At 61.3% G+C, this 12,703-nt stretch carries 10 protein-coding genes and 1 pseudogene; 7 read left to right on the forward strand and 4 right to left on the reverse strand.

Annotation, left to right across the window (positions count from 1 at the left end; all coding sequences use genetic code 11):
* Positions 1-61 precede the first annotated feature (61 nt).
* On the forward strand, positions 62-2,104 hold the full coding sequence (locus BMI90_RS11680; RefSeq protein ID WP_078529534.1) for a bifunctional aldolase/short-chain dehydrogenase: 2,043 nt from the start codon (positions 62-64) through the stop codon (positions 2,102-2,104).
* 205 nt (positions 2,105-2,309) lie between these two features.
* Here the strand turns inward: BMI90_RS11680 and BMI90_RS11685 are convergent, their stop codons facing one another.
* Complete coding sequence (locus BMI90_RS11685) at positions 2,310-2,633, reverse strand: hypothetical protein (protein WP_210401945.1); 324 nt, start codon at positions 2,631-2,633, stop codon at positions 2,310-2,312.
* A gap of 43 nt (positions 2,634-2,676) precedes the next feature.
* On the opposite strand from BMI90_RS11685, the gene BMI90_RS18555 reads away from it, so the two are divergent.
* Positions 2,677-2,874 (forward strand): hypothetical protein, encoded by a 198-nt coding sequence (locus BMI90_RS18555; protein WP_146671273.1) that lies wholly within the window; start codon positions 2,677-2,679, stop codon positions 2,872-2,874.
* Between the two features lie 169 nt (positions 2,875-3,043).
* Positions 3,044-3,835: a DsbA family protein gene (locus tag BMI90_RS11690; protein WP_348638925.1), complete on the forward strand. Its 792-nt coding sequence runs from the start codon at positions 3,044-3,046 to the stop codon at positions 3,833-3,835.
* Positions 3,836-4,774: 939 nt separating this feature from the next.
* Here the strand turns inward: BMI90_RS11690 and BMI90_RS18565 are convergent.
* The 3 genes and pseudogenes from BMI90_RS18565 to BMI90_RS11715 all read right to left on the reverse strand — a co-directional run bounded on the left by BMI90_RS18565 (position 4,775) and on the right by BMI90_RS11715 (position 8,353).
* On the reverse strand, positions 4,775-5,710 hold the full coding sequence (locus tag BMI90_RS18565) for a GIY-YIG nuclease family protein (RefSeq protein WP_146671274.1): 936 nt from the start codon (positions 5,708-5,710) through the stop codon (positions 4,775-4,777).
* Positions 5,711-6,865: 1,155 nt separating this feature from the next.
* A pseudogene (locus BMI90_RS18570) lies at positions 6,866-7,195 on the reverse strand (IS3 family transposase); the annotation flags it as partial.
* An 861-nt stretch (positions 7,196-8,056) separates the two neighbouring features.
* Positions 8,057-8,353: a hypothetical protein gene (locus BMI90_RS11715; protein ID WP_078529546.1), complete on the reverse strand. Its 297-nt coding sequence runs from the start codon at positions 8,351-8,353 to the stop codon at positions 8,057-8,059.
* A gap of 260 nt (positions 8,354-8,613) precedes the next feature.
* Between BMI90_RS11715 and BMI90_RS18880 the strand changes: the two genes are divergently transcribed.
* From BMI90_RS18880 to BMI90_RS11735, 4 genes are all read left to right on the forward strand, one after another.
* Entirely contained in the window at positions 8,614-9,513 is a 900-nt protein-coding gene (locus BMI90_RS18880) for a helix-turn-helix transcriptional regulator (RefSeq protein WP_210401946.1), read from the forward strand.
* A gap of 697 nt (positions 9,514-10,210) precedes the next feature.
* Complete coding sequence (locus BMI90_RS11725; protein WP_078529550.1) at positions 10,211-10,729, forward strand: transcription termination/antitermination NusG family protein; 519 nt, start codon at positions 10,211-10,213, stop codon at positions 10,727-10,729.
* Positions 10,730-11,013: 284 nt separating this feature from the next.
* Complete coding sequence (locus BMI90_RS11730) at positions 11,014-11,364, forward strand: hypothetical protein (protein ID WP_078523421.1); 351 nt, start codon at positions 11,014-11,016, stop codon at positions 11,362-11,364.
* Between the two features lie 253 nt (positions 11,365-11,617).
* Complete coding sequence (locus BMI90_RS11735; protein ID WP_246831540.1) at positions 11,618-12,703, forward strand: polysaccharide biosynthesis/export family protein; 1,086 nt, start codon at positions 11,618-11,620, stop codon at positions 12,701-12,703.

Genomic DNA, 12,703 nt, shown 5'->3' on the forward strand with positions numbered 1-12,703 from the left:
AAGATCAAGCCGGGGCCCCGACCGGTCCCGACACGCCCCGAGCCTAGCAGGAGTTATTGAGATGATCACCAACCGTTGGCAAGATGCCGAAGCCCGCGCAATGCAGGAGGCTGCCGGATCGGACCCGATGGCCAGAGAACTCGCGCTGCGTATCTACACCTCGCGGCTGATCGGTCAAAACCCGGATCTGGTGATGCATGGCGGCGGGAACACCTCGGTCAAGCTGCGCGCGCGGGACGTGTTCGGCGATGAGGTCGATGTCATCCATATCAAGGGCTCGGGTTGGGATCTGGGCACGATCGAGGCGCAGGGGCTGCCGGCGGTGCGGATGGCGCCCCTGATGCGGCTGCGCGATCTGGCGGCGCTCTCGGATGAAGAGATGGTGAACGTCCAGCGCTCGAACCTGCTCGACAGCACCGCGCCCAACCCTTCGGTCGAGACGCTGCTGCACGCCTACCTGCCGTATAAATATGTCGATCACACCCATGCGACGGCGATGCTCGCGCTGGCCAACCTGCCCGAGGTCGCCGAAGCCACGCGCGAGATCTTCGGCGACAAGCTGGCGTTGGTGCCCTATGTGATGCCCGGTTTCGCGCTGGCCAAGCTCGCCGCCGAGACCTTCGAGGCGCATCCCGGTTGCGAGGGACTCTTGCTGGTCAATCACGGGCATTTTGCCTGGGGACCGGATGCGAAATCCTCCTATGACAAGATCATCGAGCACACCAACATGGTCGAGGCCTGGCTGGCCGATCGCCGCCCCGAGCCGCTGCGCCCGGTGGCGGCGATGTCGCAGGCGGATCGGGCCGGGACGCTCTCGGCGCTGCGCGGCGCGATCGGGGCGCATCTGCCCGAGGGGGCCGCGATGCCGGTCTTCGATCTGCGCAGCAATGACGTGGTCGACGCGTTCCTCGCGCGCGACGATCTCGATACGCTCGCGACGCGCGGGGTTGCGACGCCCGATCATGTGATCCGCACCAAGGGCCACCCGCTGGTTCTCGATGCGGCGAGCGTCGCCGGCGGCGCAGAGGCGATTGCTGCCGCCGTGGACCGTTTCGTGGCCGACTACATCGCCTATTTCGAGCGTCAGGCCCCGCGCTTCGGTGGCACGAAGCGGATGCTCTCGCCGCTGCCGAACCTCGCCTGGATCGTGGGGGTCGGGCTCGTCGGGATCGGCGCGGATGCCAAGGCCGCGCGTATCGCCGCCGATATCGGAGAACAGTCACAGCGCGTGATGCGCGATGGCGAGGCGGCGGGCGGCTTCCACCCGATCGGCGAGCCGGATCTCTTCGACATGGAATACTGGTCGCTGGAGCAGGCGAAGCTTGGCAAGGGAAAGGCGCCCGCGTTCCAAGGGCGCATCGTGCTCGTGACCGGCGGGGCGGGGGCTATCGGCCTTGCCACTGCGCAGGCCTTCAAGGCGCAGGGCGCGACGATTTTCCTCGTGGATCGCGATGCGGCGGCGCTCAAGACCGCGCTCGGCACGGTCGGTGGCGATCACGGCGGGTTTGCCTGCGACATCACGCAACCGGGTGCGCCCGCCGAGGCCGTGATGGCCTGCGTTGCGCGCTTTGGTGGGCTCGATATCCTCGTCTCGAACGCGGGTGCTGCGATGGTGGGCGATATCGCGACCCTGCCCGACGAAACGCTGCGGGCCTCGTTCGAGCTGAATTTCTTCTCGCATCTGGCCTTCGCACAGGCCGCAACGGCGGTCTTCCGTGCGCAGGGACGCGGCGGGCAGATCCTCTTCAACGTCTCCAAACAGGCGGTCAATCCGGGCAAGGGGTTCGGCGCCTATGGGCTGCCGAAGGCCACGAGCTTCTTCTTGCTACGCCAGCTTGCGCTGGAACTCGGAGCGGAAGGAATCCGGGTCAACGGCATCAATGCCGACCGGATCCGCTCGGGCCTGCTTACGCCCGAGATGATCGCGGCGCGCGCCTCGGCCCGGCAGATCGACGAGGCGAGCTATATGGGCGGCAACCTGCTGCGCCGCGAGGTCGAGACGCGTCATGTGGCCGAGGGGTTCGTCATGCTCGCGGCGTCCGAGCGCACGACCGCCCATGTGCTGACGGTCGACGGAGGCAATATCGAGGCGGCGCTGCGCTGAAGCTCAACGAGTGGCAATGGGACGCGGTCGAATTCCACCGCGCCCCACAGGTCTGTCACTCATAGTTGGTGCTCGTCTTGACCGTGATCTGATCCCCTGAAAACTGGACCGTTTGAAACTGGAGTTTTCAAAGAAGTTTTCCTGGCTGGGAGAGGAGCGCAACCGCATGAAAGCATCGAAGGTCACGGAAGCGCGAGACAGGCGTTCATTCCGCCGGACAGAGCGTCGGAATGGCCGACACATCCACCTCGCGGGATGCGTGCCCGGCATCATGGGCGCCCTGCATCCTGCTCCAGATCAGCGGCGCGTTTCCGAATAGCTCGCCCAGACTCACGGCGACCTCAGCGCTCACGGGCTTCAGTTCGGCCAGGATGTCATGCAGCTGCCGGGGCGCGAAGCGTTCCCTCCGCTTCAATCCCATGCCCTCTCTGGTGGCAGACTTTTGCTCCGCCCCGTGGCCGGTTTTTGCTCCGCCGTTGACAACATGTTCCGGCTCCGGATCCAGTGTATGGCGAGCCACGATTTCCATTTTCTCAGCATCGACGGGGACGATATGGAGAGCGGGAAGCCCTATGCCGTTCTACGTGTCCCGAATGCCGCGGATCATGACCGCGTCATGGCCCGCGGCGCGGGCGCTCGAGAGCACTTCACCGGCGCGCTCGCCGTCTCCCTTCTCCGTCTGGCGGCTGGCGCCGATTTCGCTGAGCTACGCGACGGAGAGCCTGCATGGCTTCGGTGCCGAAGCCGGACAGAGGGTCGCGGTCGCTTGAGATACCAATTGTCATGTGGGTCGATCGCTGCGACTAGGCGGCAGCGCCTCGAACTGCCTCATTCTGATCCGTCGAGGGCGGCCAGTGACAGGTCACCTGTTAGGCAGAACGGCGCGATCGTGATACTATTTTGCGATGAAGCTATCCGGCGGAGAAATGGGAGAAAGGCATGGCCATCGATTTCTGGTTCGCGATTGGCAGCACCTACACCTATTTCCCGGTTATGCGCCTCGACACTGTCGAAGCTCAAACCGGTATCCGCTTCAATTGGCGTCCATTCAACTTGCGACGGGTGCTGGTCTCGATGAACAGCGTCCCCTATGCTGACAAGCCCGCGAAACTCGCCTACATGTGGCGCGACATCGAACGCCGCGCCAAGGGTTTCGGGCTCACGGTCTCCATGCCTCCTCCTTACATGATTGACGACCTCGTGCGCGCTAACCGCATCGCGCTCCTCGGCCTGAAGGAGGGCTGGGGCAAGGCTTATATTCGTGCCAGCTATCGGCGCTGGTTCGCCGAGGGCCAGGATGCCGGCGCTGAACCCAACTTTTCGGAAAGCCTGCGGGAGGCGGGTCAGACCCCGAAAGAGGCGCTCGCCCGCGCCGATGCCGCAGAGATAGCTGAAGCTTTGGAACGCGACACCGACGAGGCGTTCTCGCTGGGTCTCTTCGGCGCCCCCAACTTCGTCGTAGGAAAGAGATTTTCTGGGGACACGATCGGCTCGACGATGCCATCGCGTGGCACCAGCAGTCCAGCTAAAAAGGCCTGCAGTCTGCGTTCAGTTCAGGCACCGAAAATGCGCATTGTAATCGGGCCGCCCCTAGGGCCAAAGCCGCCGCTTGGATATCGTGCGGGTAGGAAAAACAGCTCCGCGCGCAGGGTGGCGCGATGTCCACCGTGGTTGCGAGCCTCCCAAGGACAGTCGTTCAAACAGGGGGTGCTCGTTTTGCTGTATTCATAAACCCCGCTTTCAAAGCATATCAATGACTTACGGCGGGGTGAAGGTGCTCGATAAATGGTATGCCACAGCGCGAACCGCGCACCCCTATGCATATTATCGAGCACCTGCACGCGCTGTGGTTTGCCTGCTCGATAATATGCATTTCGGGTGTCATGTGTCGTTTATCGAGCACCAAGGCGCCTGTCCCGCTCCTTCGAAGACCGGCGTGTTTTCGCGCTCGAGACACCCTTCGCGTCTACTCTCGCGAGGGGGGCATTTTCGCCTTGCCTCGACAGTTCGGAAAACCCACGCAGCCAAGGAAAACACCGTAACGGCCCCTGGGTTCGGTAAGCCAGCCTTCCCTTCAATTGGGAGACAGGCTGGTGATCCGCGCTGCAAGCAGGACAGGTCATCTCTCCAGTTTTCGCATCGGGAACCAGCAATCCCGCGCCGCATTGCGGGAAGGCGGGCATGTGATTGCCGCACAGCTTTGCGTGTTCGCAGCGATACCAGCCCGAACCGCCTTTAGCGGGCATGTAAATCAATCGTCCGCCGCATTGGCTACAGATATGCTGTTGCTCCGAGACCCCCTGAGGGGGGCTCGATTTCGTATCGCGGGTGGTCGATCAATTCGCGGACGAAGATCGATGGCCGCGCTTCCGAGGCGAGAATGGTCACCGTGTTGCGTGTGCGTGTCAATCGCGACATACATCACGCGGCGCTCCTCGGCATTTTCGAATGGCTCTGCCTCAGAGGAGACGAGCGTCAGGAGTGGGTCGTCAACGATCTGCGAGGGAAATCCCATGTGGCTATTGTAGCCCCCAAGATTATCACATGGTCCAATCGGCCTCGCAGGAGGACGGTCCCGCGAGGCGCGGGACCGTTTTGTTCATGTGAGGAAGGGAAGATTCCGGAGGCAGGGCGCGTGGGGCGAATGCCCAGAACGAGCCCTCGGATCGGTTAGGCGCTTACGCGCTCTTCGACCTCGGCCAGTTCGGCGAAGATGGCATCGCGCAACTCGGGCCGGTAGATTTCCGATTTCACCTTGAGGTGCCTACGATATACCGCGTGCGGCACCACCCCTTCCGGGAACCTCTCGATGAGGCGTTTATGAACCTTCTTTTCCGCCTGCAGTGCTGCGCGCCCGGTGGGGAAATGGATTTCGGTGAGGATCCGATATGGCAGCACCTTCCGCACGAAGAGCTGATACTCGAAGCGCGAGTAAGTGTTGTTGGAGAAGCCGAGCTTGAGGACGGTTTTTTTGCCAAGATCGATTTCCGCGAAATAGATCGAACTCGGTTCATTCGCCCAGCCAGTGTCGCAGCTCGGACATTGGAAACGCTGAGTTTTCATGTTGCCGACCGAGACACGGCACGTCTCGCCGCAGCCTTCCGCATGTCGATAAAGGCGATAGTCATCGTTGCCATTGGGATCGGGGCCGATTAACTCCCAGCCCGCCAACGCGGCTTCCGCTTGTTCTCGTGCATGGAGGCAGATTCCGCAGCGCACGTTTGTTTCTCCGCGCGCCATACGTTCTACGAATTCGAACTGGCGGCGAACTTCGTGACCGCAAGTCAAGCGGTAGAAAGCGTATTTCCGGTGGTCGGGGTCTCGGCGGAGCATTTCAAGCCCTGCTCGTCTCCCGGTTTCGCGCCAACGTTCTTCTTTGCAGTTGGGGCATTGCGGTTGGAACGCCATTAGGACGCTGTGACGGCAGACGAAGGATCCCCGACACTCCTTGCATTCGAGGGCAAGGTTGTCCTTGTTCTTCACGCGAGCGAGCACATGGTAGCCCTTTTCAGCAGCGGCGGCGTGCCATCGCCGATGGATTGGACCGGGCCAGATCGGGTGAGTTTCGCCGCGGATGGTCATGGTGGTCGTCGAAGTGTGGGTCATGAAAGAGCCCTCCGTGAAAATGTGCTGTATAAGCGGGCGCGACAGACCGCACCCGAGTGGGTCACGATTGACCCGAAGGTAGGCGTGCTAGGAAACGGGGCTCCAAGAGGGGGCGGTATCCAGCTCAAGCCCGTCGAGTGGATTGCGGTTTTTTGCATACGGCGATCGAGATGCAGGTCTGCCAAGATAACCACGTTGGACATGATCAGGAGCTCCGATCGGCGCGCAGGAGCTTTGCGCACGTAGAAAGGCGTCCGTCTTCTTGCAGAGTTGTCAGAAAACTTGGATCGTATGAGCCCAAGCGATAGAAGCGGTTGCAGCTCCGCGCCCAGCCCTGAGACGGTCGGAGGTTCATGAGAGGCGAAGTTCGAACCCGCGCACCCTCACGCAGATGCGGGTGGCCGGAGACTCGCCCGACGAGTAGTGGCACGGCGTCTTCGACTATAGCGCACCACGAGTCTAGGAGAGGCGCGGCTGATAGCTCCCCGGTCGCTACGCGATCCCCGATTGCGGGAGCCTGGTTGCTGAGCACTAGGACCCATTTTATGAAGAGCGTGGCGTCGAAGGTTCCGTCCGCGCTCGATCCGCCTTGTCCGCCGAGGGCGCGATCTGCGAGATAGGTCTGCAGGAGCGGAGCAAGCGCCGGATGTTCTTGAATGCGCTGCTGGGTGCCGCCGAGATCGAGCATCCCGGGAAGGTTGACGTCGGGGAGTCCAGAAATGATCTCAAAGTAGGGCTGAAGTGCTCGTTTGGCCTCTTTCATGGGCAAGGCGTCCTTGTGTTGTTGACATTCTTTGGCGCCCGGAATACCGATTCCGTTACAGCTAGGTTGCATCCTGAATTAGGATCCGGCCTTGGCGGGCCGCCTCCAGAAAGTGTTATGGCTGGGCATGACGAAAGGCGCAGGCCGACGGAGTGTCGACCCGGATATCGGGTGGGCTTGTTCAGTGTCAGGTTTGCACATCCCCGAAGGGAAATGACTGCCGCTCAAGCGGCTCGGTTAATTCGGCTGTCGACAGGCCCAAGTACTGGGTTGGGTGACAGTTGTACAGAGGGGAATCGTCGCAACATGAATAGCCCCGCGTTTCTTCGATGCCTTCTTGTCTCAGTTTCTGCTGCCGCTTGAAGTTGACGGGCGACAGCATTCCGTTTCGCTAGGTCAAACCGCCGGTCCAGTGTGTTGTCGGCGAGCATCGAGGGCTTGCCGCAATACTTCCCCGGTTGACGCTTGTAGCCGATCTGCACCTTGATGCCGGCCAGCTTGGTCAGGCGGGCAACACGGTTCAGGCAGACGCTTTCGCCTTGCCCGAGAAGGTCGTCATGCAGTTTGCGGTGACCGTAGACCTTGCCACTTTCCACCCATGCCTCCTTCAGCGGCGCAATCTGTCGCTCGTCTTCTCGAGCCCGCTTGCTCAGCGGCGTCTTCAGCCACGCGTAGAAACCACTCGGTTGGATGAGACGGCAGCGGCACATGGCTCTGACGGAGATCCCTCGCGAGAGGAAAGCGCACCCAAGGAGGAATGCTTTGGCGTGCTTAGGCGCGCACCTGGCGGCTATCGGTCTCGGCGATGTAGTTGCGATTGTTTTTCGCATCGGGGCGGTCCGCATCACGGCAGGCGGCCGCGTTGCCACCGAGGTCCATCGATAGGACCCGTCCGCTTGGCTGGCTGCTGAAAAGCCTGGCTGAGCTTACGATGCTACCGATCGATCCCCCTTAGACTGCCCGGCCCTCGCCCGTCCTTACGCCTTGCGACGTCCCAAGGCGCTCGGCACGGGGCCTGAACCGTGCCAACGGGGAGAGTGATAGGAAGCTGTGGCGGCGGCGAGGGCGAGAAAGAAAGCTCGCAAGGGGGCGAGTGTCCATTAATCGTTCGTTTTTCGCATGAGCATCATGGCCAGGCTTTTTCGCGGACCGGGGGGCGTGAACTTCGAGCGGCTGAACAGCCTGTCGACGTCGATAGGCTGCTGCCCAGCTTCGATATTTGCGTCCGCGGAGCGGCCGAGCCTCGCTGCACCTTTCGTCGCTTGGAGGCGATCGCTTGCGGCTATCGAAGGCTCGCATGGTTTCTGGGGGCGCCGGTCCCATTCCGTCGAGAACATTGCAAAGTTGCCTTCGCAAACCTTTTTCGCACGCGTTCGCGGGAGGTCCCGATTTTCTGCATGCTTGCCGCTGCCGCAGCGTCATCAGGCGAAGCTTGTTCGGGATACTTGGGGTCTCACGCATTTTGGCTTCGTGTTCTCAAGCTAGAGAGCTTTTTTGATTTTTTCCTTTCGTTTTTCGCATCACGGCTGAGCTGCCCGATGCATTCGAGATTCTTACCCCATCGACAGGTGAGCCAGTCAGACTTACCAAGGTTCTGGCATGTCGTCTTGATCGTCTGACAGGGAGCTCGCGTCACTCGGCTGTCCACGCAGCATCGCCCTTGCGCGGGCCAGTGGATCCTCGATCCGGCGCGCCTCGACGGCCGCGATCTCTTGTTCCGGTCTCTCGAAAATCGGTGCGTAGACTAGTTTTTCGAGCATCAGCTTGGCGACCTGCAGCCGGGCTTTCACGAGCTGCGCGTGAAGCTCTTCATCGGATTTGGTGAACCCAGTTGCGCGATGAGATTTTCGCATATTCGGCGCAAAAGGACGCTGGGCCATGGCATGCATCTCCTGAGACCGCGCGAGCGAGGCTCGGCGGGGACGGGTCGGGCGATCCGGAGCGGATCTGGCGATGCATTCAGTCTAGGTGCCGGAGTTGAAAAAACGGGTTTTCGATTCTTTGCGAGGCAGAGAAAATTTCGCAGGAGCCGATTGCCGTTAATTTTCGCGCGCACCGATGGCGCAGCGCTAGCGCTAGCGGTTGCGCTTTGTCGCTTTTTCTTTCTATCTGTGAGCTTCCTATGGAAAGATTTTCGCACATGGCCTTTTCCGAGATCCTGAGAGCCGAACGGGTGGCGCGCGGGCTCACACAGGCTGAACTCGCGTCCCGCGCCAGTATCAGCATCCCCACGGTGCGCGCCCTGGAGAGCGGGGCGGGCACGCTCCTTTCGCTCGAGGCCATCTTGCCGATTCTCGGCTTGCGCTGGCGTATCGCAAAGGCCGGTGAACATATAGGACATGTGCTCGCGGAGCGACGGCGTGCGCGCGGTTTTTCGCAGCAGGCTCTCGCCCGCAAGATCGGCTGCAGCCGCGTCACGGTCATTGCCTTGGAGGCGGAGTTTTCCGGGCGTGTAGTGACACTTTCCGCAGCATTGCGGCTGTTCCGCATCCGCAATCCTCTGGAGCAGAGCGAGCTGGCGAAGGGGCGGGGGCTGGTGCCGCCTAAGAATGACGCGGCACAGGACCGGGTCATGACGCCGCCTAACCTCGCCGAGGCGATCATCGAACATTTTTCGCATGCAATGGCCGGACGTGTCCTCGATCCGTCGCGCGGGGAGGGGGCGTTCTATAACCACTATCCGGATCACGTGGAGCGCCATTGGTGCGAGATCAGCGAGGGACGCGACTTTCTGGCATGGGGCGATCGGGTGGAGTGGGTCGTCACCAATCCGCCCTGGTCAGAGCTGAGGGCGTTCACACAGCACGCAATGCGCGTCTCGGAAAATATCGTCTGGCTTGCGCCGCTTACGAACCTGACGACGAAGGCGCGGTTGCGAGATATTGACGCAGCCGGATTCGGAATTGCGGAATTGCTCTTCGTCGACACACCGAAGAGCTGGCCACAGAGCGGCTTTCAGATCGTCGCGGCGCATTTGAAGAAAGGGTATACGGGGCATTGGAGGGTCACCCAACTCGGCACCGAGGCCCAAAGCTCTTAGCATCGCCTGTATGCAACCGGTGTCGGTTCCATCGGGCCGATGCTGCCGCCGGTTGTGACCGCCCCCTAAATCTTTATTCTATTATCAATCCGGCAAGGCAGCCTCATGGCCGAAGAGGAGACGGATTTGAGACACCTGACGCAAGCTGTCACGGCGGAAGCAATTCCGCTCGACTATGTCGAGCGATGTGGCTTAACGGACAGGCTTTGCCGAAGCAGTGGGCGCGTCCCAATGTAGCTAATTTACCAAAAGATTTCCTAGTCCAGGGCGCAAGAGGCCCTTAGACCGGGAAAGATCGTTCTGGCCGCCCCCCAGGCATGATCCCTGTCAGAACGGTCTCGCGGCCCCCGCTATGTCACTCGCGGGGGCCGCTCACTCTGCCCGAAAAAATTGACTTGTCGTTAACCACGCTCCGAGAGGCTCTGGAGCTTCAGCCAGCGCAACGGCGCGTGCAGCTTTGGCGCCCAGGTGCCGACCAGCGACAGGTTCAGATTCAGGAGTTGTAGGTTGCCGATGTCGAATCTCGCGATCAGGCCTCACAATATGTCTGCGCGCACCGACCAAGAGGGGATCCGATCCAAATCGCGGGGCCAGGAAAACAGTTAGGGCAATCGATGCTGATCCGAGCCCGCGCGTTTGAGGTTGAATGCCCTGCCACATTCGTGGTGAGCTTGTTCATATTTGAACGGATGGCGATATGGTTTCACTGAATTCCGAAGCAGCTTGGTTCCTGGCGCAGCTCAAGCCCAACAGCGCGGCGATTGCGCAGGCCCATCTCGAGCGTCAAAGCATTGCGAGTTTCCTTCCCACCGAAATGCGCACGAGCCGTCGGGCTGGGCGCTTCGATACTCGGCTTTGCCCTCTGTTTCCCGGGTATCTCTTTGTCTCCTTCGATCCCGGCAAAGGGCTTTGGCGCAAGATAAATGCCACCCGCGGGATCACGCGCCTCGTGAGCTTCGGTGGTGTGCCGCGACCTGTGCCTTCCGAAGTCATCGCTCAAATCGCCGATCGATGCGATGCCGCGCACTGTCTTCAGGCACAACGAGAGTTTCTTGAAGGCGAGGAGGTGCGTGTCGCTTCTGGCCCATTTGTCGATTTTGTTGCGAAAATCGAACGCATCGATCCGGACCAGCGTGTCTGGTTGCTGATGGATATGATGGGGGCTGCGACGCGCGTTGCGGTGCCCGCGTTGGAGTTGCGCCCGAAGGAGCGATGATGGTTGAGAGTGACGGCGGTCAGGTTCCCTGCGTTTATTGAGCCTCCGATTCCTCAGGCATCCAAGCCTGACCGGGAGCTTCGCGATTTGCTGCGGGTCTCACGCAGTAGATGAAACGCCTGATGGGCAAGAAGCAATAAGCTCGGTGTTTGGCCGCTCTGTGGATTTTGTCCTGTCAATCGGCACGCAATCTTGGCTCTGAGGGGAACCTCACTGGGCCGTGTCCGAGAAATGGTGTAAGCTCCACTTCCATATCATTTCGATCAGCCGATTTGGAGGTTCTGATGGCCAAACTGATTACGGCTTCCGTGGCGATTGCAGCGGTCGTCGCTTCAAGCCTGCCCAGCCTCGCCCAAGGTGTGCAGGCTCCGCCGAACCTGAGCCAAGAGGCGCTCGTCGCCTGGGCGCAGCAGGTCGATATCTGCAACGGGGCGCGAGTGCTGGGCGCTAAATACACCATTGAGGGTGAGGCGCAGGTGACTTGTGCGCAGCGCGCCGCTGGCAATCTCGGTGGAAATACGTCTTTCGTGATGTTGATGGTCGGCGCAGGTCTTGCCGCAGCGGCTATGGGTAGTGGCGGCGGTAATGGGACAAGTTCCACGAACGGGACGAATTCCACCAACGGAACGAACTAAGTTCGAGCGGCCACCTGCGGCTCAAGATCCGTGCGCGATACCCGTGCGAAATACATGGGCGTCTTGGTTGAAGCGATTTCGTCGCACCGGCAAGAAAATAAGCAAGCAGAAAGCCGAACCATGCGGTTTATACGCAGTGAGGAGTTGGCATAGGCGCATGGCTCCGCTATCCAGTTAACGTCCGCTCCTGATGTCTGCGGAGCTTTGAATATGACGGTTGCGCAATTGTGGCGCACGACCCAGGAGGGCTTTCATGGGGGCAATAATGAGGATTTTCGTGGCGCTCTGCGCGTTGCTCTTTTTGGCCTCCTGCGACACCTCGACCACGAATTTCCCGGTCAACACCCGCAATGTCAGTTCCGTCGAGGATCCGGCGGCGGGCGATGTCGCGATCGTGCGGCTCAGCCTCGCCAACGTCGCCACCTTCGGCGCGCCGTCCGATCTGAGCGGCGGGCGGACCACGCTGCCGTCGAACGGCTACTGGAACTACCGGATCGGGCCGGGCGACCTGCTCGATATCGTGGTCTATGAGCATCCCGAGCTGACCTCGCCTGCGGGCTCGACCCGGACGCCCGCCGAGGGTGGTCTGCGCGTCAATTCGGACGGCACCTTCTATTATCCCTATGTCGGCAATGTGCGCGCCGCGGGCCGCACGCCGGAGCAGGTGCGCGCCGATCTCTCGAGCCAACTGAAGGAATTCATTCCTTCGCCGCAAGTGTCGGTGCGCGTCGTGGGCTACAATTCGCAGACCGTCTCCGTCACCGGCGAGGTGGGCAAGCCTGCGCGGATCCCGCTGACTTCCAAGTCGCTTACGCTGCTTGATGCGATCAACGAGGCGGGCGGCCTGAACGAGACGGCCGATGCGCGCCAGGTGCTTGTTCGCCGCGGCGGCCGGAGCTATGCGGTCGACCTGCAGGCTTTCCTCAATCAGGGCATCGCCTCGAACAACCCCGTGCTGCGCAATGGCGATGTCGTCTCGGTGCAGCGCGCGACGAAGCTCGAAGCCTATCTGCTGGGTCAGCTCGTGACCCCCGGTCCGATCGACCTGACCAAGGATGACGTGAGCCTCACCGAAGCCGTCACCTCCGTCGGCGGGCTGAACACCAATCAGGCCGATGCGCGCGGTGTCTTCGTGTTCCGCGACAGCCCGAGCGGGGTGATCGTGTTCCAGCTCGATACGTCGAGCGCGGCGGCCTACGTGGTCGGCACGAAATTCTTCCTGCATCCGCAGGACGTCGTCTATGTCACGACCGCACCAGTCGCGAAATGGAACCGCGTGGTCTCCAACATCCTTCCGACGCTGAGCACGGCGCGCGCGGCCTCCGCGCTCGCGAACTGA

Source organism: Thioclava sp. L04-15 (assembly GCF_002020275.1).
In the GTDB taxonomy this organism is placed as follows: domain Bacteria; phylum Pseudomonadota; class Alphaproteobacteria; order Rhodobacterales; family Rhodobacteraceae; genus Thioclava; species Thioclava marina.

What these genes read in the sequence shown, in the direction of transcription:
- BMI90_RS11715 (WP_078529546.1), bottom strand. Translation starts at nt 8,353, where the DNA reads ATGGCCCAGCGTCCTTTTGCGCCGAATATGCGAAAATCTCATCGCGCA.
- BMI90_RS11685 (WP_210401945.1), bottom strand. Translation starts at nt 2,633, where the DNA reads ATGGAAATCGTGGCTCGCCATACACTGGATCCGGAGCCGGAACATGTT.
- BMI90_RS11730 (WP_078523421.1), top strand. Translation starts at nt 11,014, where the DNA reads ATGGCCAAACTGATTACGGCTTCCGTGGCGATTGCAGCGGTCGTCGCT.
- BMI90_RS11690 (WP_348638925.1), top strand. Translation starts at nt 3,044, where the DNA reads ATGGCCATCGATTTCTGGTTCGCGATTGGCAGCACCTACACCTATTTC.
- BMI90_RS18555 (WP_146671273.1), top strand. Translation starts at nt 2,677, where the DNA reads ATGCCGTTCTACGTGTCCCGAATGCCGCGGATCATGACCGCGTCATGG.
- BMI90_RS11680 (WP_078529534.1), top strand. Translation starts at nt 62, where the DNA reads ATGATCACCAACCGTTGGCAAGATGCCGAAGCCCGCGCAATGCAGGAG.
- BMI90_RS11725 (WP_078529550.1), top strand. Translation starts at nt 10,211, where the DNA reads ATGGTTTCACTGAATTCCGAAGCAGCTTGGTTCCTGGCGCAGCTCAAG.
- BMI90_RS11735 (WP_246831540.1), top strand. Translation starts at nt 11,618, where the DNA reads ATGGGGGCAATAATGAGGATTTTCGTGGCGCTCTGCGCGTTGCTCTTT.
- BMI90_RS18880 (WP_210401946.1), top strand. Translation starts at nt 8,614, where the DNA reads ATGGCCTTTTCCGAGATCCTGAGAGCCGAACGGGTGGCGCGCGGGCTC.
- BMI90_RS18565 (WP_146671274.1), bottom strand. Translation starts at nt 5,710, where the DNA reads ATGACCCACACTTCGACGACCACCATGACCATCCGCGGCGAAACTCAC.